This is a genomic window from Streptomyces sp. NPDC091387, assembly GCF_044756945.1.
GTDB lineage: Bacteria > Actinomycetota > Actinomycetes > Streptomycetales > Streptomycetaceae > Streptomyces.
Window position 1 is genome coordinate 1 of sequence record NZ_JBIVTZ010000025.1, and the last position, 19,586, is coordinate 19,586.

At 71.1% G+C, this 19,586-nt stretch carries 12 protein-coding genes and 2 pseudogenes; 6 read left to right on the forward strand and 8 right to left on the reverse strand.

Going from position 1 to position 19,586, the window contains the following annotated elements:
- Window positions 1-485: 485 nt before the first annotated feature.
- From ACIQM0_RS35045 to ACIQM0_RS35070, 6 genes are all read right to left on the reverse strand, one after another.
- On the reverse strand, window positions 486-866 hold the full coding sequence (locus ACIQM0_RS35045) for a GntR family transcriptional regulator (protein ID WP_401294618.1): 381 nt from the start codon (window positions 864-866) through the stop codon (window positions 486-488).
- Window positions 863-1,534, reverse strand: a complete 672-nt coding sequence (locus ACIQM0_RS35050; RefSeq protein ID WP_401294620.1) for a hypothetical protein — start codon at window positions 1,532-1,534, stop codon at window positions 863-865. The genes ACIQM0_RS35045 and ACIQM0_RS35050 overlap by 4 nt, the downstream gene beginning before the upstream one ends.
- A gap of 432 nt (window positions 1,535-1,966) precedes the next feature.
- Complete coding sequence (locus ACIQM0_RS35055; protein WP_401294622.1) at window positions 1,967-3,898, reverse strand: caspase family protein; 1,932 nt, start codon at window positions 3,896-3,898, stop codon at window positions 1,967-1,969.
- 119 nt (window positions 3,899-4,017) lie between these two features.
- On the reverse strand, window positions 4,018-4,560 hold the full coding sequence (locus tag ACIQM0_RS35060; protein WP_401294624.1) for a hypothetical protein: 543 nt from the start codon (window positions 4,558-4,560) through the stop codon (window positions 4,018-4,020).
- A complete protein-coding gene (locus tag ACIQM0_RS35065; protein ID WP_401294626.1) occupies window positions 4,557-4,802 on the reverse strand; it encodes a helix-turn-helix transcriptional regulator in 246 nt (81 codons plus the stop codon). Before ACIQM0_RS35065 ends, ACIQM0_RS35060 begins: the two co-directional genes overlap by 4 nt.
- A gap of 158 nt (window positions 4,803-4,960) precedes the next feature.
- Window positions 4,961-5,581, reverse strand: a complete 621-nt coding sequence (locus ACIQM0_RS35070) for a YceI family protein (protein WP_385030300.1) — start codon at window positions 5,579-5,581, stop codon at window positions 4,961-4,963.
- 225 nt (window positions 5,582-5,806) lie between these two features.
- Between ACIQM0_RS35070 and ACIQM0_RS35075 the strand changes: the two genes are divergently transcribed.
- Window positions 5,807-6,328, forward strand: a complete 522-nt coding sequence (locus ACIQM0_RS35075; protein ID WP_363030139.1) for a hypothetical protein — start codon at window positions 5,807-5,809, stop codon at window positions 6,326-6,328.
- An 85-nt stretch (window positions 6,329-6,413) separates the two neighbouring features.
- On the opposite strand, the gene ACIQM0_RS35080 is transcribed toward ACIQM0_RS35075, so the two are convergent.
- Window positions 6,414-7,061: a peptidoglycan-binding protein gene (locus tag ACIQM0_RS35080; protein WP_401294629.1), complete on the reverse strand. Its 648-nt coding sequence runs from the start codon at window positions 7,059-7,061 to the stop codon at window positions 6,414-6,416.
- A gap of 262 nt (window positions 7,062-7,323) precedes the next feature.
- Between ACIQM0_RS35080 and ACIQM0_RS35085 the strand changes: the two genes are divergently transcribed.
- Window positions 7,324-7,737: a hypothetical protein gene (locus ACIQM0_RS35085; RefSeq protein WP_401294631.1), complete on the forward strand. Its 414-nt coding sequence runs from the start codon at window positions 7,324-7,326 to the stop codon at window positions 7,735-7,737.
- Between the two features lie 79 nt (window positions 7,738-7,816).
- On the opposite strand, the gene ACIQM0_RS35090 is transcribed toward ACIQM0_RS35085, so the two are convergent.
- Window positions 7,817-9,046 carry a glycoside hydrolase family 64 protein gene (locus ACIQM0_RS35090; protein ID WP_401294633.1) on the reverse strand — a complete coding sequence of 410 codons (1,230 nt, stop codon included), beginning with the start codon at window positions 9,044-9,046 and terminating at the stop codon, window positions 7,817-7,819.
- Between the two features lie 407 nt (window positions 9,047-9,453).
- Here ACIQM0_RS35090 and ACIQM0_RS35095 point away from each other — a divergent pair, with 407 nt between their 5' ends.
- The 4 genes and pseudogenes from ACIQM0_RS35095 to ACIQM0_RS35110 all read left to right on the forward strand — a co-directional run bounded on the left by ACIQM0_RS35095 (window position 9,454) and on the right by ACIQM0_RS35110 (window position 19,579).
- A complete protein-coding gene (locus ACIQM0_RS35095) occupies window positions 9,454-13,323 on the forward strand; it encodes an endo-alpha-N-acetylgalactosaminidase family protein (RefSeq protein ID WP_401294635.1) in 3,870 nt (1,289 codons plus the stop codon).
- A gap of 155 nt (window positions 13,324-13,478) precedes the next feature.
- The gene (locus ACIQM0_RS35100) at window positions 13,479-15,806 is read left to right on the forward strand and encodes a polysaccharide lyase 8 family protein (protein ID WP_401294719.1); all 2,328 of its coding nucleotides are present in this window, start codon (window positions 13,479-13,481) and stop codon (window positions 15,804-15,806) included.
- Window positions 15,807-15,893: 87 nt separating this feature from the next.
- Window positions 15,894-17,284 (forward strand): annotated as a pseudogene (locus ACIQM0_RS35105) (serine protease).
- A pseudogene (locus ACIQM0_RS35110) lies at window positions 17,281-19,579 on the forward strand (tetratricopeptide repeat protein). The pseudogenes ACIQM0_RS35105 and ACIQM0_RS35110 overlap by 4 nt, the downstream one beginning before the upstream one ends.
- Window positions 19,580-19,586 lie beyond the last annotated feature (7 nt).

Below are 19,586 nucleotides of genomic sequence, written 5' to 3' on the forward strand. Positions count from 1 at the left end.
ATGTCGCAATCCACACCGAACCCGGAAGGCCCTCACTTGTTCAAGATCACCCAGCCGTGGGATCCGTCACCAACCTCCGTGGACAGAACACCTAGGCCGGAAGTACAGCAGAGGAGTACCGCGAGCACAGCGACTCTCAGCAACCGCTGTTGGCCGCTACAGCCTTCCTGGACAGCCGGGCAGGCCTCAGCGATCGCTGTGCCGGTGGTTCCCATCGAGGGTGCAGTCAGCGGGAAGCGCCAGTGTTGAGCTCTCGCGCCTCTGCCCAGTCGATTGCCACGGACAAAGAGCCAGACTCAGTCCCACCGAGTCTGGCTCTTTGTCGTTCTCACCCGCCGATCGCGAGTGTGTGGCGAGCGAGCAAGCCCCCATCGTCGGAGGCGTTGGCGATTATTTCGGAATTCACTCCGACAGGGTTCACGCGGAAGCTGTCCCGTCCATGGCGCTTGCGTGCCATGCGCCCGCCCCGGGACGAATCCGCTGCGTCATTTCTCCGGGGGTGCGCTGAGGGCGACACGGACAGCGGCGAGCAGTTGGGCATCGTCTGCCCCAAGTCGGCGGCCGGTAGTGACGAATGTCCGGGCTGCCTGGACGAGCCCCGACTCAGGGGCGGGTGCGTGGCCCGGAGCGACGCGGGTCCCTGCACCACGCCGACTACGCACCAGGCCAGCTGATTCCAGTTCTCGGTAAGTACGGGCCACAGTGCCCGTGGCCAGTCCAAGGTCCGCAGCGAGTTGGCGCACGGTCGGAAGCCGGTCGTCCTCGACGAGATGGCCGCCGATAATGAGGTCGGCGATTTGGATGCGTACCTGTTCGTACGGCGGGACAGGACTGGCGGTGTCCACGCAAACGCTCAGCGCCTTCATACGGGAGCACCGCTGAGGCCGGGCAGGCGCGTCAGACGGACGAGCAGGTAGATCAGCCCAGCCGCGGAACTGGCAACCACTAGGTAGACGAGGATGCTGGGCGCCGCCAGCCCATGGTTGTTGCATGGAGCCGAGGCCAAGGACTCAAGGTAGATGCTTGCGATCGCGGCGGATGCGAGCAGGGATGACGCCACCAGGCACCCCCAGACCAAGGTCACCGCTTCGGCAGAGGCCGCGCGCAGAGCGTGGTCCGCCGCATCCGGAACCGGACTGCCGGGCAATGCGGGCCGGGTCACGATCCTCCGAACGGCGAAGAGGCACACTCCTGCTCCGCCGACGACGCAGACGACCACACCCAGGACCGCTGAAAGGATCTCCCGCTGCGAGACTACGAACTCCACGTCGCCCGGACAAGCGGCGTGGATGAAGCTGTCCGGGCCGACCATACTGCGCGTCACGGTGATGACGAACGTGAGGAGCACAGCCAAGGCCAGGACGAGTGCGCCGAGCAAGAGGCTGTACCGGCGAGGAAGGTAGTCCCGCACATGCCGCGGCGTCAGCATGGCCGCGCGCACTGCCCCCTCGGGGCGGGGGGCCCGCAGTTCACCGATCAGGACACCGGTGATGACGCACACACCGAAGACCGTTCCTGCCAGCAAGGCACTCATTTCGAACATGAGGCAGCTGGCAGCGGCCAGGCCCGCCGCCAGGCCTCTTGTCCGCCACCGTGAGGCATGTTGGTGGTATCGCCCAAGTGCGCCAGCGAGAGGGGCCTCTCCTTGGCGCCGCGGACGCAAGAGCACCAGCAGCCCGACGACGAACGGCGCTGCAAGGAGAAAATTGATGGTCGGGACCACAAGACCTCCATTACTTGTATCAATGGCTTGCCACAATCTGACCGGTCGATGATCGATGTGTCAAGCTATTGATACAAGCTGGAACCGATCACCGTCCTACCCCTCTCGCTGTTCTGCGCATCAGCGACTGGCGGCAGCACTGGCCTTGGCGGGACCCGGGCCCGGACCAGGCGACGTCACCCGACAGGACTCGAACCCCGGTGTGTCGCCGGGTCCGGCCGCGCCGGTGTTCCGAGATGCGATCTACCGGGTGATGCTCCAGAGCTGTACCGCTCTGCCGCTGACGCCGGCGAGGTGCGTGCCGTCGGGGCTGAAGGCGATGTCCATGGTGCTGCCGGCGCCCGGGGTCGTTCTGAGGGGCGTGGCCTTCTGCGCGTCCCACAGCCGGATGGCGTCCAGGCCGGCGCTCGCGAGTACCTTCCCGTCGGGACTGAAGGCCAACGCGGTGATCGATTCGGTGTGTCCCTTGAACGTCTTCGTGCCGGAGTCGGGGCCGGTCCAGGTCCGGATCACCTTGTCGTACCCTCCGGCAGCCCTGACGTAGTCCTTGGGGACGTACGCCACCGCGGTGATGGCGTCGGACGACAGCTTCTCGTCGCGCCAGGTCCAGCTGCCGCCCACGTCGTACTCCGCGGCCGATCTCTCGTAGCTGCCGCTGAGGACGCTCTCCCCGTCGGGGCTGAAGGCCACGGCGAGCACGTCCTCCTTCTGGTCCTCGAATGTTTCGAGCGCACTGCCGACGCTGACGCTCCACAGGCGGACGGCGTCGCCTTGGCCACCGCTCACGAGCGTTCCCCCGTCCGGGCTGAAGGCCACCGAGTAGACCTCGCCGGGGTGGCTCAGGGTGTGGAGCGACGTGCCGCTGGACACGTCCCACAGGCGGACGGTCCTGTCGCTGCTGGCACTGGCCAGAGTGGAGCTGCCCGGATCGAAGGCCAGGCTCGTGATCCTCTCGCTGTGCCCGGACAGGATTCGCACCCTCTTGGCGGTATCGGCGTTCCACAGGTAGATGCTCCCGTTCTCGGTCCCGCTGGCGATGAGGCGGCCGTCGGGTGCGTAGGCGACAGCCGAGAGGAAACCGCTCTGCCCGACGTACGAGCGCGCGAGTGGGACCCGGACCCCCTTGTCCCCGGAGTGCGTCCGGGGTGTCGGGTCCGGGCCGGGCTGCTTGGGGGGTTTGCCGCTGGACGGGGTGGGGGACGCGCTCGGTGCGACCGCCGGTGACGGCCGCACCCGAGGCGCCGCCGAGCGGCCTCCGGATGCCCGGTCGTCCGTACCCTGAGCGGGCGGGCCGTCCGGGATGACCGGAGTGGCGAGGGCCAGCGTCACGAGGGGCATGCCGAGCACCCTCAGGACCCGTGCGGCCTTTCGCCGGCGCGCGGTTGACACCTGCGGGCCACGAGCCCGGAATCCGCCTCCGGCCGGCGCGCCGTGCGCCCGGTTCCGCACCCAGGGGAGCTGGCCCGCGGCGTTCTGGCCGAACTGCTGGGGCTCCGGATCTCCGCGCCGCAGGAGGGTGGCACGGGCGGCTCGCCAGGTCTGGCCCAGGGTGAGCTCGGGACCCGCCGAGGGGATGCCTTGTTCCAGCACCCCGATCAGCGCGCCGGTGAACTCCGGGTAGGGCCGGCCGTCGTGGGCGAAGGCCCGCTGGGTGCTGGAGGCGGAGGTGAGGAGATAGCTCCCCTCGATCGCCGCCTGCTGCAGCTCCTCATGGGGAGCTGCCTGCTGCCCCATGCCGCCCGCCGGCCCGCTGTAGCAGCAGTCGAGCAGAACGATCCTGCGGCGCGCCTGGTGTCCGGCGGTGAGGATGTCCCGGATGTCATGGTAGGCGATGCTGCCGATCTGCGGATGCTCGTCGTCGGCACCGGTCAGCGCCAGGTGCAGCTGCTGGGCGCTCCCGCCCCTGCTGCGCAGACCATGCCCCGCGAAGTAGAGCAGGAACGTGTCCGTCGTCTCCCGTGCGGCCCGCTTGACGGCCGTGAGGATGTCATCGCGAGAGGCCTGCGCTCCCAGCACCGTGACATGGCGCTGATCCAGCCCCCACACGGTCGGGTCCCTCAGCGGCTCGGCCAGCCGGTCGCGGCCCCGGCCCACCGGGCGCAGTGAGGGCAGATGCCGGTACTTGTCGACGCCGACGAGAACCGCCCGGCTGGCACCGGGGTCAGGAAGAGCCACCAGGCGCTTCCTCGTCGTCGGAGCCGGTACATGTGTGCGGTCGCCGATCGGCCTTCGGGAAGAGCTGCCCGGCCGGACGGGACTTCCGGAACACGCCCCACGGCCCTCCGTGACACGTCCTACAGCGACTCGGGCCCCTGCTCCGCTTCCCCCGCCGGCTTGTCCCGCGCCATGAGGCCGGCCACCCACAGCGGCATCAGCCAGTGCGTGACGAAGACCGCGGCCAGGACGGGGACGAGCAGGGCTCCGGCCCGTACCTGACCGCTCCAGTCGGCCGCGGCGACACCGAGGACCGCGCAGGCCGGCAGATACGTGGCCAGGCGGTGCGCCCGCGCCCGTACCCCGTCCCGCTCCGCGCGCCGGCGTTCGTCCAGGACGTGCGTGCGCAGTTCGAGCAGCCCCCGGGTGGCGCCGTTGATCACGCCGGTCGCCAGGCACCAGGGGGCGAGCAGGACGAGTGCGGCGACGGCGGGCCAGGGCCGGTCGCTCGCGTAGGCGCCGGTGCCCGCGGCCACGCCCGCCGCCGTGAGCACCACATGGGCGGCGACGGCCGTGCGGCGGCGCGCGGCCGTCGCGTGCAGCGCGCCCGCCCGGGGGTTGTTCATCACGGCGAACATGCGCCGGTCGTAGCGGGTGTGCCGGGTCGCGCCCGTGGTGGTCATTGCTTCCTCCCGTAGACCTCGTCCGTGAGCGGGCGGAACGGCCGGAGGGAGAACAGGGCCTCCACCGGCAGATCGAAGAACTCGGCGACGCGCAGCGCAAGATCGAGGCTCGGGTTGTACTGCCCGCGCTCGATGTACCCGATGGTCTGGTAGTGGGCACCGACCGCTTCGGCCAGCGCCTGCCGCGACACCTTGCGTTCCGCGCGCACCATCGCCAACCTGTTGTAAACCTGCTCGCTCATGTATAAGAAGTACTACATTCGAGGGCAGGTTCACAACAGGTTGGGTGGACGGGAGCGGTAGCGGTCGGACCGACGGGCCCCGAGACGCCGAGCGCCCGCCGTCCTCCCCCGTGCAGGGGTGGGCGGCGGGCGCGCTCGGGCCGGGGGTTCCTCCGGTGTCAGGCCTGCGGTGCGGCGGCCTTGATCGCGGAGATGTCGAAGTTCAGCTTCACCTTGTCGCTGACCATCACGCCACCGGTCTCCAGCGCCGCGTTCCAGGTCAGGCCCCAGTCGGAGCGCAGGATGTCCGTGCCGCCCTCGAAGCCGACGCGCTCGTTGCCGTACACGTCGGTCGCGGAGCCGTTGAACTCCAGGTCGATGGCGAGCGGCCGGGTGACGTCCTTGATGGTGAGGTCGCCGGTGACGCGGTACTTGTCGCCGCCGAGCTGCTCGGCGGAGGTCGAGCGGAACGTCATGAGGGGGAACTTCTCGGCGTCGAAGAAGTCGCCGCTGACCAGGTGGCCGTCGCGGTCCGCGATGCCGGTGTCCACGCTGGCGATCTTGACGTCGATCGACACGGCGGAGTCGGCCGGGTTGCTGCCGTCCAGCCTCAGGCTGCCCTCGTGCTCACCGAAGGAGCCGCGCACGTTGGTGACCATCGCGTGGCGCACGGTGAAGCCGATGCTGCTGTGGGACGGGTCGATCGTGTAGTCGCCGGTGAGGGCGGCCAGGGCCGGGTCGACGGTGGCGGTGGTGGTGGCGGTCCGGGTGTCGTTGTTCTTGCGGTTGAACAGAGCCATGGCTCCTCCTCGGGGACGTGATCGAGTGGGACTCGAAGTAGTTGTTTAACCTTCAACGAGATTCACTGTAGACCCATCTAGTTCAAAGTTCAACATCAAGGCTCCGGGTGTTACGCGCGGTGCCATGCATTCACGCGACCGTCACTCCACGCCCTCTGGCGGACGCGCGTAGAACTCGGGCACTATCTCCCTGCCCCCACGTTGTCATGCCCAGGAGGAGTCCTCATGGTGTCCCGTATGACGCTGCGCCCCGTCCTGACCGCTCTCGCCCTCGTCCTCGGAGTCCTCTTCGCCCCCGGAGTCGGCGTCGTCTCCGGCGCGACGGACGCCTTCGCCGTCAGCAAGCTCACCCACAGCCAGGCGACCGCCAGATTCAGTTCGTCCGGCGTCACCTGGTCGTCCTCCGGTGGCTGCTCCAACCGCAACGTCGCCACCTGCACCTCCTTCGACCAGGTCAACCTGCCGACCGCCCAGGGCGCCCAGACCCTCAAGAGCGCCACGGGCTGCGCGCTCAACATCACCGGCGGCACCGAGACCGGGCACGCCAGTGGCACGTACTCGCACTGGAACGGCTACAAGCTCGACTTCGGCAAGACCACCTGTCTCACCAACTACATCCACGGAGTGTTCAGCTACATCGGCCTGCGCGGTGACGGCGCACCCCAGTACCAGTCCGGCTCCGGCAACGTCTACGCGGACGAGGGCAGCCACTGGGACGTGACCTACTACAACTGCGGCGGCTGCTGACGCCCCGGCCCCGCGCACGACGGCGCCCCCGCCCAAGGGCGGGGGCGCCTGTGTGTGGGGGTAGCGACTGCGGGTGACGGCTGTCTCAGTAGATCGGGTCGACGGTGGGGCCCTCCTGGGCCAGCAGGTCGCGGGCGAACTGCTCCCACTGCGCGTAGGCGTCGGGGAACGCCGACACCTGCACCGCCTGGCACACCTCGCCCGGCGGCCTGTTCTGCCAGTCGGAGATCTGGATCAGGCCGGGGTTGCTGCCGAACGGGGCGACTCCGTAGAACGACTTGGACGACGTGGGGACGTCCGTGATCTGTTCCGGGGTGCCCCAGCCGGTGCTCGGCCGCTGCTGGAAGATGCCGAGCGAGTCGTGGTCGACCGGGGTCAGGTAGTTGACGAACTTGGATTCCTGCATGGCCGTCATCAGGGCGATGACCTGCCCCTGGTCGGGAATCTGCGCGCCCTTGCCGACGCCGATGACGGTCCGGGCGTTGGCGAGCTCGGCCGGGCCGAGGTCGGCGGCGACCCTGAAGACCGTCCGCAGTTCGCTGTCCGGAGCCGCCTGCAGTGACCTGGCGGTCGCCGCGTCGACCGAGCCGGTGGGCCGCAGGCCGTGGGCCGCCTGGAAGGAACGCAGACCGTGGGGGGTGGGTGCCGCCTGGGCGGTCGCCGGAACGGAAAGGAGTATTCCGGCGGTGGCCGCGGCGGCGGCTATGAGCTGAACCATTCTCTTCTGTCGCATGACAGGCACGGTGTCGCGGACCGGAATATGGCGTCAAGGGCCTTGTCGGTAACGGGAGTTGACAGGCTGCGATGAAGTGGCCGTCTTCCCAGGTGAGGGGGCCGGCGGCGACGGGGAATGGAGCGGAATTCGGGGCCGGTGAGTGTGCGCCGTCACCGGTTCCACCAATGGAGCAATTCCCATTTGTTGCCCGTTGTCGTAAGTGCTTGCTGTGAACTCCAGTTTGCGAGACGGGCGTTCGCGATCCGGTGAGAATGGCGTGATGAATCCACTCACCCGCTGGACGGCACTGGTCTGCGCCGGATGCGTCGCCCTCCTGTCCGGCTGCACCACGGACAGCGCCCCGGACCCGGGCCGCTCCCGTGCCGTGCCCGGCCCCACGGCCACCTCCACCGTCGCGCCCGCTGCCGCGGCCCGGCTGGCCGAACGCTACCGCCGGTCCGGCGGGGAGAAGCACGTGTACGGGATCCAGCGGAGCGCCGGTCCGGACGGTGTCCCTCTGCTGATCGTGCGGACCCGCAATCCGGATGAGGATGCCGAGATATTCGATGACCTCAAGGAGTCGATCACGGGGTATCTGGAGCGCGAGGAAGGGATCTCGCTGGGGCGGGGCTACTTCATGGACGTCTTCGGCCCGGACGGCGGGCTGCAGCACCGCCTCGACGCCCGGCGTTAGGCCGTGTCCGCACGGGCCCGCACAGGGCAGTGCCCCCGTCCCGCCCGGACGGGGGCACTGCCGGTCTCCGTGGGGGACGTCAGGAACCGACGCTCACGGTGAAGCGCCGCGGGTTGCCGTCGTTCGCGGCGCCCGAGACGTCCGGCTCACCGTCGGGGCGTACGTCGTCGTACGGGAAGGCGTAGCCGATCGGGCTGTTGGCGTGCACGATCCGCGACCAGTGGTTGGTCACGTCACCCTTGTAGTAGTCCGCCACCGTGGTGCCGTTCGGCTGGTCCGGGTGGCTGAGCATGATCGAGCGGTTGAAGCCGGCCCCGAGCCGGGCCAGCAGGCCCTTCTTGTCGTCGGAGTCCGCCGGGTTGTTGGCGAACGGGCCGCCGTTGCAGGTGAAGATGTCCTGCGAGGTGGGCTTGGAGAAGGTGTGCCCGCCGTTGAAGGTCAGGGTGTCGCCGGTGACCCGCCCGGTGAAGACGCCGCGTCCGCCCTGATTGTCGATCCGCAGGTCCGTCGAGCGGTACTTCTCCCAGACCTCGTCGACCTGTGCGGTGAACAGATCCCCGAACGGCATCCCGTTCGGGTCGCCGGCGGACGAGGCCATCAGGTTCTGCGGCGAGATGACCCGCAGCACGTTGCCGTCCGAGCCGCGCTTCACCAGCTGGTCCCAGGGCTGCCCGTCGGTGGCGGCCTGGGCGGTGAGGGCGTCGGCGATCTTCTGCACGGCGCCGTTCGGGAGCGGGGCCACGGTGTGCGTGGTGTCGCCCTCCAGGGTCAGACCGATCGGCAGCGCGGTCACCAGGTCGACGTAGCTGATGTTCGCGTACAGCTGCTGCGGGTTGAAGGTGAACTCGCAGAACGACCAGGTGCGCCCGTAGTTCGAGTCCGTGGGGGTGGCGAAGGCCGGCTCGACCAGGGAGGGGCCCGGGTTGAGGTAGAAGTCCAGGGTGTCGTCGTGCACGAAGTAGACCCGGGCCCCGTACATCTGGGGCAGCGTCACCACGACGGGCGCGCCGCCCGCGGCGTTCAGCGGGATGGCGCAGTCGACCGGCAGCGGGGTCTGCGGCGCCGAGGGGGACTCGGGGTGGTAGACGCTGCCGTCGGCCCGCAGCAGCACCCACCGGTCGGTGCCCTGTTCGTGGCCGGTGACGTAGGCGTTGACCTTGCCGGACAGGGATTTGTTCTCCAGGGCCAGTTCGCAGGTCGCGGCGGCCGCCGACGCGCGCGGGCTCAGCGCGCTTCCCCACAGGGGGTAGGTGAGTGCGGTCGCGGAGGCGGCGGCGCCGCCCGTCAGGAACAGTCTGCGCGAAATCACGAGGGGACTCCTGAGGCGTGGGGGGTGGTGATGTGGGGGGTGGGAAACGGTGGAGGGCGGGAGGGTCGCGGACGGCGGGACGGTACGGGAGGTGCGGGGAGGTGGAACGAGCGCGTCCGCGGTGCGCACCACTCTCGCGAGGGCTGCGCCGACCGTCAAGACTTGTGACTGAGAGCGCTCTCAAAAACCGAAGGTCTTCACAACTCGACGCCCTCAGTTGCTACTTGGCGTGTCCACCCACCCCGCATCCGGCCACCGTGATCAACATCTGAACGCTGAACCGGTACCGCTTCCCGCACTCCCCACGTGGACATACTTGGACTTACGCAGAGCGGTTGTTGGACTGGAGAGGCCCTCGGAGCCGTACGTCGTTGACGGTGTCCGGACATGGCGACTACGCAGAGCACATGTCGCCAAGATTCACTACGGCGGGCGCTGCTGCCGCCGCCTCAGCCGCCGTCCTGGCTCTGGTGGGGACCGCCCTCCCCGCCTCAGCCGCCGCCCCCGCGCCCGCCGCGGCCGAATCGGCCGTCCCGGCAGGCGCCGTCATCGGGTCCGCGCAGCTCGCCGTCGCCGTCGCGGACGACTTCCCGCGCGTCCTGACGTACACCGACCGTGCCTCCGGGAACCAGCTGTCCGGCAGCACCCGGCCGGTCACCGCCGTCACGCTCAACGGCACCGCGCACGACGTGAAGCTCAAAGGCGCCCCCAGGATCACCAAGTCGGCCGCCCGCTACACGCTGACCTTCGCCGATCTGCCCGGCGTCGAGATCGACGCCTCGCTCTCGGTCTCCGGACGCGCCACCACCTTCAAGGTGACCGCCGTCCGCGACACCGCGGCGTTCCGGGTCGGCACGATCGACATCCCCGGCCACGACCTGGTCTCCGTCGCCGGCACGGACACCGGAGCCGCGACCGCCTTCACCCAGCTGGACCCCGACTCGACGAAGACCGCGGACGTCTTCGCGAAGGTCACCGACGCCACGAAGGCCGACGCCGCACCGATCGGCGCCACCTACGCGTTGCTCAACACCGGATCGCTGGCCGCCGCCGTCGAGTCCAACTCCTCGTACGACAAGCCCGCCGGCGCCACCGGCGGCGACGACGCCCGCTTCTGGCACCAGGCCCGCAAGACCGACGACGGCTCCACCCGGGTCGGCGTCTGGTCCGGCCAGTGGACCTACCGCGGCGACGGCGCCCCCAAGCCCGAGAGCGGCGACAACCTGCCCTGGGCGAAGGTCGTCGTCACGCCCGACGCCAACGGCGACAAGACCGTCGACTGGCAGGACGGCGCGGTCGCCTTCCGCTCCATCGGCGTGGTCGCGCCCGGCAGCAAGGACACCGCGGACCGGGTCATCACCCACATCCCGTTCAACTTCGCCAGCCAGGCCACCCACCCCTTCCTGCGCACCCTCGACGACGTCAAGCGGATCTCGCTGGCCACCGACGGCCTCGGGCAGCTGGCGCTGCTCAAGGGGTACGCCTCCGAGGGCCACGACTCCGCCCACCCCGACTACGGCGGCAACTACAACAAGCGCGCCGGCGGGCTGAAGGACCTCAACGAGCTGCTGAAGGACGGCAAGAAGTGGGGCGCCACCTTCGGCGTCCACGTCAACGCCACCGAGGCCTACCCGGAGGCGAAGGCCTTCGACGAGAAGCTCGTCGACAAGTCCAAGCCCGGCTGGAACTGGCTGAACCAGAGCTACTACATCGACCAGCGCCGCGACATCAACAGCGGCGACCTGGCCAAGCGCTTCCAGCAGCTGCGGAACGAGACCGACAGCAACCTCAGCATGCTCTACATCGACGTCTACTACACCCACGGCTGGATCGCCGACAAGACCCTCCAGTCGCTCCAGACACAGGGCTGGAACGTCGCCAGCGAATGGGCCGACAAGTTCGAGCGCGGCTCGCTCTGGTCGCACTGGGCCAATGACCTCGACTACGGCGGCGCCACCAACAAGGGCCTGAACTCGCAGATCATCCGGTTCATCCGCAACGGCGAGAAGGACGTCTGGAACAACGACCCGGTCCTCGGCCAGAGCGCCATCGACGAGTTCGAGGGCTGGACCGGCGAGACCGACTGGAACGCCTTCTACGACAACATCTGGCAGCGCAACCTGCCCGCCAAGTACCTCCAGCAGCAGAAGATCACCCGCTGGGACGGCAACGACATCGCCTTCACCGGCGGGGTCAGCGGCACGGTCGAGGACGGGAAGCGGACCTTCTACGACCACGGCCGCAAGGTGCTCAGCGGCACCGACTACCTGCTCCCGTGGGACGGTGGAAAGAAGCTCTACCACTACAGCAAGTCCGGCGGTACGAGCAGCTGGGCGGTGCCCTCCAAGGGCGCGTACACCGTCTACGAGCTCACCGACAACGGCCGGGTCAAGACCGGCACGGTCCGGCCCGTGGACGGGAAGATCACGCTGAAGGCCGAGGCCGGGCAGCCGTACGTGCTCTACCCGGACAAGGCACCGAAGGCCGCCGACGCCAAGTGGGGCGAGGGCAGCCCGGTCGACGACCCCGGCTTCAACGACAACGGGCTGACCGACTGGTCGAAGACCGGCACCGCCGCCCGCAACACCGACGACCAGGGCCGCAACAGCGCCGAGCTGTCCGGCACCGGCACGGCCGCGCTCTCGCAGCGCATCGACGGACTGAAGCCCGGCACGCGCTACACCGCCTCCGCCCTCATCGAGGTCCAGCCCGGCAAGACCCGCCGCACCACCCTGTCGGCCGGCGGGCAGTCCGTGACCGTGGACCGCTCCACCGCCAAGGACCAGGTCGCCGCGTCGGACTGGCACGGCACGTACTTCCAGCGGGCCAAGGTGAACTTCACCGCCCCCGCGGGCGGACGCACCACGCTGCGCATCGAAGCCGCCAAGGGCAGTGCGGCGACCGTCCGCGCCGATGACGTACGCGTCGTCGCCAACGCCCCGGCCACCAAGAAGAACACCGTCGTGTACGAGGACTTCGAGGACGTCGACCAGGGCTGGGGCCCCTTCCTCAAGGGCGACGCGGGCGGCTCCACCGACCCCCGCACCAGCATCTCCCAGCTGCACGCCCCATACACCCAGGCCGGCTGGAACGGCAAGCTCATCGATGACGTCCTCGGCGGCAAGGAGTCCCTCAAGGCCCACGAGGAGAACGCCGGAATCGTCTACCGGACGGCCCCCTGGACCGTGCCGATGGCCGACGGCCACCGCTACAGGGTCGAGTACGACTACCAGTCCAGCCACGCCGGCGCCTACGAGTGGGTCGACGGCTACGACCGGATCACCGCGGACGGCAAGCCCGGCTCCGTGACCACCCGGACCACCGCGATCGGCGCCCAGCACACCACCGGCCACTTCGCCGAGACCGTCACGGCGGGCTGCGGCGACACCTGGACCGGGCTGCGCAAGCGCGACGACGCACCCGAGGGCGCCGACTTCGCCCTCGACGGCTTCACCGTGACCGATCTCGGCAAGGCCCCCGCCGGAGAGCAGGCCGCCTGCGGCACCCTCACCGTCCAGCCGGCCGCGGAGACCTTGGAGCCGGGCACCGCCAACACCGTGAAGGCGAGCTTCACCAACTACGAGGCCACCGAGGTCACCGGCGTCTCGGTGGACCTGACCGTCCCCGAGGGCTGGAAGGCCGAGCCCGCGGGCGCCGTCACCTTCGACTCGGTCGCGGCCGGTGCGAAGGTCACCGGAAGCTGGCAGGTCACCCCGCCGGTGGACGCCAAGTACCAGGCGTACCAGCTGAGTTCAGAGGCCGCCTACACCGTGGGCGGTGCCCGGCGCACCCTCGGCGCGCAGACCTCGGTGCGGACCCTGCCGCCGCCGCCCACCACGGATAGCTGGGCCAGTGACCTGGACTGGACGGCCTCCGAGAACGGCTGGGGACCGGTCGAGCGCGACCTCTCCAACGGGGAGACCGGCACCGGTGACGGCACCCCGCTGACCATCGGCGGCACCGTCTACCCCAAGGGCCTCGGCACCCACGCACCCGCGAAGGTCCGCTACTACCTCGGCGGGAAGTGCACCTCGTTCACCGCGGAGGTGGGCGTGGACGACGTGCAGAAGAGCGCCGGCAGCGTGCAGTTCTCCGTGACGGCGGACGGCACGGAGAAGGTGAAGTCGCCGGTCGTCAAGGCCGCCGACACCGCCTGGTCGCTGACGGCGGACGTCACCGGCGCCAAGTACGTCGAGCTGGTCGTCGGCGACGGCGGCGACGGCAACGGCAACGACCACGCCGACTGGGGGAACGCCCGCTTCCACTGCGGCGCCTGATCGGCGGAACGACTGAAGGGGGCGGGGCCGTCGGCGGCTCCGCCCCCTTCGCGTCGTCGCGGGCGCGTGCCGGGGCGCTGCTTTCGGGACGCGCCCTTGACCAACCACCGCCCGGTCTGAACCACTTGGATTCCGGAGGTACTCCCGTGACACTTCTGCCCGCCTGGTCCCGCCGCGCCTTCCTCGCCACCGGCAGCGCCACCGCACTCGGCCTGGCGCTCGCCCCCGCGGCCCGCGCGGCCGAGGACGAGTTCGAGACGCTCCGGCTGCGCTGGAACGACCTCTCGCTCGGCACCGGCTACGACCCCGCCACCGAGCCCTACGCCTCCCGGCTCGCCGGGACCGGCGAACTCGCCGCCGGATTCCGCTCGGCCATGGCACCCGCCGCCGACTCGCTCTGGGCCGGGCACACCTTCGACCCGCCGTCCGGCATCACCTGGAGCTACTCCCGGCTGTGGACGATGACCCAGGCGTACGCCCAGCAGGGCACCGGCCACACCGGCGACGCGGGGCTGCTCGCCGACATCGTCCGCGGACTCGACCACCTCTCCGCGACGGTCTACCACCCCGCCACGGACCGGTACGGGAACTGGTGGGAGTGGCAGATCGGCAGCCCGCGCCTGCTCATGGACATCGTCTCCGTGCTGCGCCCGCAGCTCGGCGAGGAGCGGGTGTCGGCCGCCTGCGCCGCCGTCGACCACTTCATCCCCGACACCATGCTCACCGATTACAGCGGCACCTCGACCGGCGCCAACCGGGTCGACCTGTGCCGCTCCGTCGCGCTGCGCGGCATCCTCGGCCGCGACCCCGCCAGGACCGCACTCGCCCGCGACGCCCTCTCGCCCGTCTTCCCCTACGTGACCGAGGGCGACGGCCTCTACGCCGACGGCTCGTTCGTCCAGCACACCTGGATCGCCTACTCGGGCACGTACGGCCAGGTCATGCTCGACGGGCTCGGCCGGCTCTTCGCACTGCTGGCCGGATCCACCTGGGAGGTCACCGACCCCGGCCGCCAGATCATCCTGGACAGCGTCGAACACGCCTACGCGCCGCTCATCCACGACGGCCTGATGATGGACAGCGTCAATGGCCGGGCCATCAGCCGCGGACTCCTCAAGAGTGACGAACTCCAGGTCATGCGCAGCGACCACTTCCACGGCCAGGGACTGATCGCGGCCGTCGCCCTGCTGGCGGGCGGTGCCTCCGACGCCGAGCGGGACCGGTGGAACGGCATGATCAAGGGCTGGATCGAACGCGACACGACCAGCCCGGTCCTCACCGCCCCGCAGTTCGGTGTCGCCGACCTCTCCCGGCTGCACGCGGCCGCCGCCGCGCCGGTCCCCGCCGCGCCCGAACCCGTCGGCCACACCCTGTTCGCGGCCATGGACCGGGCCGTGCACCGGCGCCCCGGGTGGGTCGCCAACCTCTCCATGGCGTCGGAGCGGATCAGCTCCTACGAGTGCGGCAACGGCGAGAATCCGCGCGGCTGGCACACCGGTGCCGGAATGCTCTACTGGTGGCAGGGCCCCGACGGCGGCGGCCAGTACACCGACTGGTTCTGGCCCACCGTCGACTGGTACCGGCTGCCCGGCACCACCGTCTCCACCAAGCGGCTCGCGGACCGGGCGGGCGGCGAGTGGGGCGAACCCCGGCCGGACGTGCGATGGGTCGGCGGCGCCCACGACGGGGAGTTCGCCGCGGTCGGCCAGCACGTCAAGGGCCTCGGCTCCACCCTGGAGGCCCGCACGTCCTGGTTCTGCGCGGCGGACGCGGTCATCTGCCTCGGCGCCGGCATCAGCGCGGCCGACGGGGTCCCCGTCGAGACGGTCGTCGACAACCGCAACCTGGGCCCGGACGAGGGCGGGCAGACCCTCACCGTCGAGGACCGCGCACACCCCCGCTGGGCCCATCTGGCGGGGCACGGCGGCTGGGTGCTGCCCGGCGGCGCAGCGCTGCACACCCTGCGCGAGGCCAGGACCGGAGCCTGGTCCGACATCAACACCACCAGCTCCGCCGAGCCGCGCACCCGCCACTGGCAGACCCTCTGGCTCGACCACGGCACCGACCCGGCCGACGCCGGCTACCTCTATCTGCTGATGCCCGGCGCCTCCCGGCGCACCGTCGCCGCCCGCGCCGCCGACCGGCACTGGCTGACGGTGCTCGCCAACACCGCGGCCGTGCAGGCGGTGGCCGTGCGCTCGCTCGGGCTGACCGCCGCCAACTTCTGGCAGCCCGGCGCGGCCGGACGGCTCTCGTCGACCGGTCCGGCGAGTGTGCTCGTACGCGAGCGCCGGGGCACGACCACGGTCCGGATCAGCGGCCCCGACCGCGCCGGCCGCCCCTTCGAGGTGGTCTGGGACCGGCCGGTGCGCGAGGCCGTCCCGGCCGACCCGGGCATCGAGGTCCGCGCCACCGGCCGGCGGCTGGTGCTGGGCGTGGACCCGGGGACGGCGGGTGCCACGCTGAGATGTGATCTCCGGTAGCCCCTCGGGGTGACCCGGAGGGTGGAGTCTGCCGGGAGTCCGGGAAGGACGGCCGCCACGCGCGTACTCTCGGACGTTATGGGGGAGTTGGGGGAGCTGAGAGCGGACTGGCGGCTCCGGTTGCGCCGCGGCGGTGCGGACGGCCCGGTGTGCGGGGCCGGTGTGCTGCTCACCCAGGACCGGATGCTGACCTGCGCGCACGTCGTCGGCGAACCGGACGCCCGGATGTGGGTGGAGTTCGCGGAGAACCCCGGAATCCCGCCGGTCGCCGCCCGGGTCGCGCCGGACGGCTGGCTGCCCGGCCTGGACGGGGCCGCCCGTGAGGACATCGCCGTACTCGCCCTGGACAGCCCCCGGCCGCAGGCGGCGCCCGCGCCGCTGGGACGGCGGATGGAGCGCGGCCGGGAGGTGTGGATCGGCGGCTACTCCCAGGCCTTCGACGACGGCATGTGGCTGACCGGCCGGATCCCGGACTGCACGGCGCGTGGGTGCAGCTCGACGCCGGGACCAACACCGAGGTGGTGCGTCCCGGGTTCAGCGGCGCCGCCGTGCAGACGCGGGGCGAGGGGCCGCACACCGAGCAGGTCGTCGGACTGGTGGTGAGCTGGCGCGGCGATCTGGAACTGGCGCTGCCCACCGAGAACGACCTGGCGTTCTCGTACATGATCCCGGTCGACCGCGTCGCCGAACTCGTGCCGCTGGTGGCCGAACTGAGCGGGCCCGACGGCTGGGACAGCGGGCTGTCCCAGCGCCTGCGCGACTGGTTCGCGGACGGCGACCAGCCCGCGGTGCGGTTCGGTGTCGTCCCGCACGGCGGCGGCCGCGACCGCACCCTGCAGCACCAGCTCCACCGGGCCCACCTGGTCTACCGGGGCGGCCGCACCCGGCCGGAGGAACTCGTCGAGACGCTGGTCGCGCAGCTGCGGCCGCCCCGGCACCAGCGCAACGAGTACCGCGACTGGCTGCTGGAGGGCGGTGACGAGCCGGAGCGCTCGGTCGCCGGCCGCCCGGCCGGATCGGGCCCGGTGCTCGCCGTGATCGGTCTGGACGAGGACCCGGACCCGGGCGCGCTGGTGCCTGTGCTGGCCCGCGTCCGGACACTCGGCTTCCGGTTGCTGATCATCTTCCGCAGCGGCCGGGGAGCGGCGCTGGCCGAGGTGGCACGGGACCTGCTGGTGCCCGCTCTCGACGAGCGGGCCGAGGAACTGGTGCGCAGGACCGAGCGCTTCGAGGAGGAGCGGGTCAGGCTGAGCGGCCTGCTCGACTCGGCGTCCATGGTCCCCCGTCCCGTCATCGACGCGGCCACCCGCCGCCGCCAGCTGCGCGCACTGCGCTCACTCGCGGACCCGCGGGAACGACTGGCCGCGCTGAAACAGCTGTTACGTGAGTTACGCGGCGACCTCGAGGAGCCGTCCAGGTCCGGGCGCCCGGACCTGCCGGGGCAGCGCACCGGCCCGGGTCCGGCGGGTCGCCCATGAGGATTCCGTGCCCGCACCGCCGCTTCACCGGAGCCCCCTGCGACGGGGCCGTCCTGTCCACCGGCTACTGCGACACCTGCGGCCGCGACGAGGCGGCCCCCGGACTCCCGCCGCTGCCCGCCGCCCCCGAGGCGCACGGCCCCGCCGGACTCCTCGAACTCCCGCTGCTGGAACCGGGCAGCCCGGCCGACCGGCTCACCGCCGCCGAGCAGCCGGTGCGCATCGTGATGACGTGCTCGGCCAAGGCCTGCGGGGTGGCGTTCGTCCCGCCGTACACCGCGGCCCCGCCGCCGGACGAGGGCCACTGCCCCTGCTGCGGCGCCCCGTACTCCTACCGCCCGGAACTGACGAAGGACGGGCCGCCGCTCCAGGACCAGTACCGGATCCGCGGCCCCATAGCGCACGGCGGCCAGGGCTGGGTCTACCTGGCGGAGGACACCCATCTGGAGGACCTCGTCGCGGTCAAGGGACTCCTCAACCGCTACGCGGAACGCGGCGCCGCCCAGGCCGGCGAGGAACGCCGGAGCCTCGTCGCCATCCGGCACGAACGCATCGTCCAGATCCGCGACTTCGTCAGCACCCGCAACGCCGACGGCACGGTCTCCGGCGGCTACATCGTGATGGAGGATGTCGGCGACCGGACGCTCTCGGCCGTCGTCGAATCGGCCCGGCAGGGCGCCTTCGTCCTCGACATCGAGCACGTCATCACCTACGGCTGCCAGATCCTGGAGGCCCTCGCCCATCTGCACGGCATGGACTTCCTGTACGGCGACATGAAGCCGTCCAACGTCATCCACCACCGCGACGGCATCAAGGTCATCGACCTCGGCGGGGTCCGCAAGGCGGGTGCCACCGACCCGCCCCCCCGTGATCACGCCCTGGTTCGCCGCCCCCGAGATGGACGGCGGCGGACCGCTGACCGTCGCCCACGACCTCCACACGGTCGGCGTCACCCTCGCCGAACTGGCCGGCTGGGCGGTCGGCGACGACGTGCCCGGACTCGGCATCAGCTCGTTCCGGCTGGTGGTGGAGCGGGCCACCGCGCACGACCCGGAGCGCCGGTTCGGCTCCGCCGACGACATGGCCGGACAACTGCGCGGTGTGCTCCGCGAGATCCGGGCGCTGCGCGGCAAGCGCGACCAGCCCGAACCCTCCGAGTACTTCACCCCCTCCACCGAACTCCTGGGTGCCCGGCTGGGTTCGGTGCCCGACTACGCGCACTGGCTCAGCCGCCCGGTCTACCGCCGCCACGAGCCGCCCGAGTCACCCGCCCTCGACTCCGGGCTCCCCACCCCGACCGAGATCGCCCGCCGGCTGCCGGTCCCGCGGCCCTATCCGGGCGACCCGCAGGCCGCCCGGTTCGGGGTCAGCAGCTACGACCCCGGACAGCCGCTGACCCAGCCCGTCCACGGCGAGCAGTCGGTGGAGATCTGCCTGCACAACGCCCGGCTGCTGCTCGGCCAGGAGGGCGACGAGGCACTCGCGGCGGCCCGGGAACAGGTCGAGGCGGCCGCCGCCATACCGGGCCCGGGGCCGGTCCGGGAGTGGCGGCTCAGCTGGCACCGGGGGCTCGTCGCGCTGCGCGGCGCCGACGTGCTGGAAGACCGGGAGCCGATGCTCGAAGCGGCGCTGGAGCAGTTCTCCGCCGTGCACCGGGCACTGCCCGGCGAGTACGCGGCCAAGCTGGCGCTGGCGTACGGCGCGGAACAGCTCGGCGCGGACGGGCCGGCGGCCGCCGGGCCCTCGGCGTACGAACTCTTCCGGGCCGTGCACGCCCGCAACCCCTCGCACGTCGGCGCCGCGCTGGGGCTGGCCAGGCTCGCCCTGGCACGCGGCGACCGGGCCGCGGCGATCGAGGTCCTCGACCTGGTGCCCGACGAGTCGCGCGACCACACCGTCGCGCGGATCGCCGCGTTCCGCATCCGGGCAGCCCGGCTCGCCACGGGGGAGCGGCCGCTGCCCGGTACGGCGGAGATCGACGCCTGCCTCGCCCTGCTCACCCCGGCACGGGGTGCGCAGGCACCGGTGGTCGCGGGCGACGAACCCGCCGGGCTGCTCCGGACCGAGCTGTACGAGTGGAAGCTCGACGCGGTAATCGCGGCGGCCGGCGGGCCGCGGCCACGCGGCAGACGGCTGCGGACGGGCCTGCCGCCCCCGGCCGTGCCCGGGGAGCGGGACGTCCGGCGGAAGCTGGAGCAGTGCTACCGCTGGCTGGCCCGGCAGCGGCAGGCGCCCGCCGAGCACGAGTGGCTGATCGACCTCTCGCACGCCGTCCGCCCGCAGACCCGGTTCTGAGACCCGA

Bases quoted from the DNA above. Each gene is read 5' to 3' on its own strand.
- ACIQM0_RS35045 (WP_401294618.1), bottom strand. From the start codon at position 866: ATGAAGGCGCTGAGCGTTTGCGTGGACACCGCCAGTCCTGTCCCGCCG.
- ACIQM0_RS35050 (WP_401294620.1), bottom strand. From the start codon at position 1,534: ATGAGTGCCTTGCTGGCAGGAACGGTCTTCGGTGTGTGCGTCATCACC.
- ACIQM0_RS35060 (WP_401294624.1), bottom strand. From the start codon at position 4,560: ATGACCACCACGGGCGCGACCCGGCACACCCGCTACGACCGGCGCATG.
- ACIQM0_RS35065 (WP_401294626.1), bottom strand. From the start codon at position 4,802: ATGAGCGAGCAGGTTTACAACAGGTTGGCGATGGTGCGCGCGGAACGC.
- ACIQM0_RS35070 (WP_385030300.1), bottom strand. From the start codon at position 5,581: ATGGCTCTGTTCAACCGCAAGAACAACGACACCCGGACCGCCACCACC.
- ACIQM0_RS35075 (WP_363030139.1), top strand. From the start codon at position 5,807: ATGGTGTCCCGTATGACGCTGCGCCCCGTCCTGACCGCTCTCGCCCTC.
- ACIQM0_RS35080 (WP_401294629.1), bottom strand. From the start codon at position 7,061: ATGCGACAGAAGAGAATGGTTCAGCTCATAGCCGCCGCCGCGGCCACC.
- ACIQM0_RS35085 (WP_401294631.1), top strand. From the start codon at position 7,324: ATGAATCCACTCACCCGCTGGACGGCACTGGTCTGCGCCGGATGCGTC.
- ACIQM0_RS35095 (WP_401294635.1), top strand. From the start codon at position 9,454: ATGTCGCCAAGATTCACTACGGCGGGCGCTGCTGCCGCCGCCTCAGCC.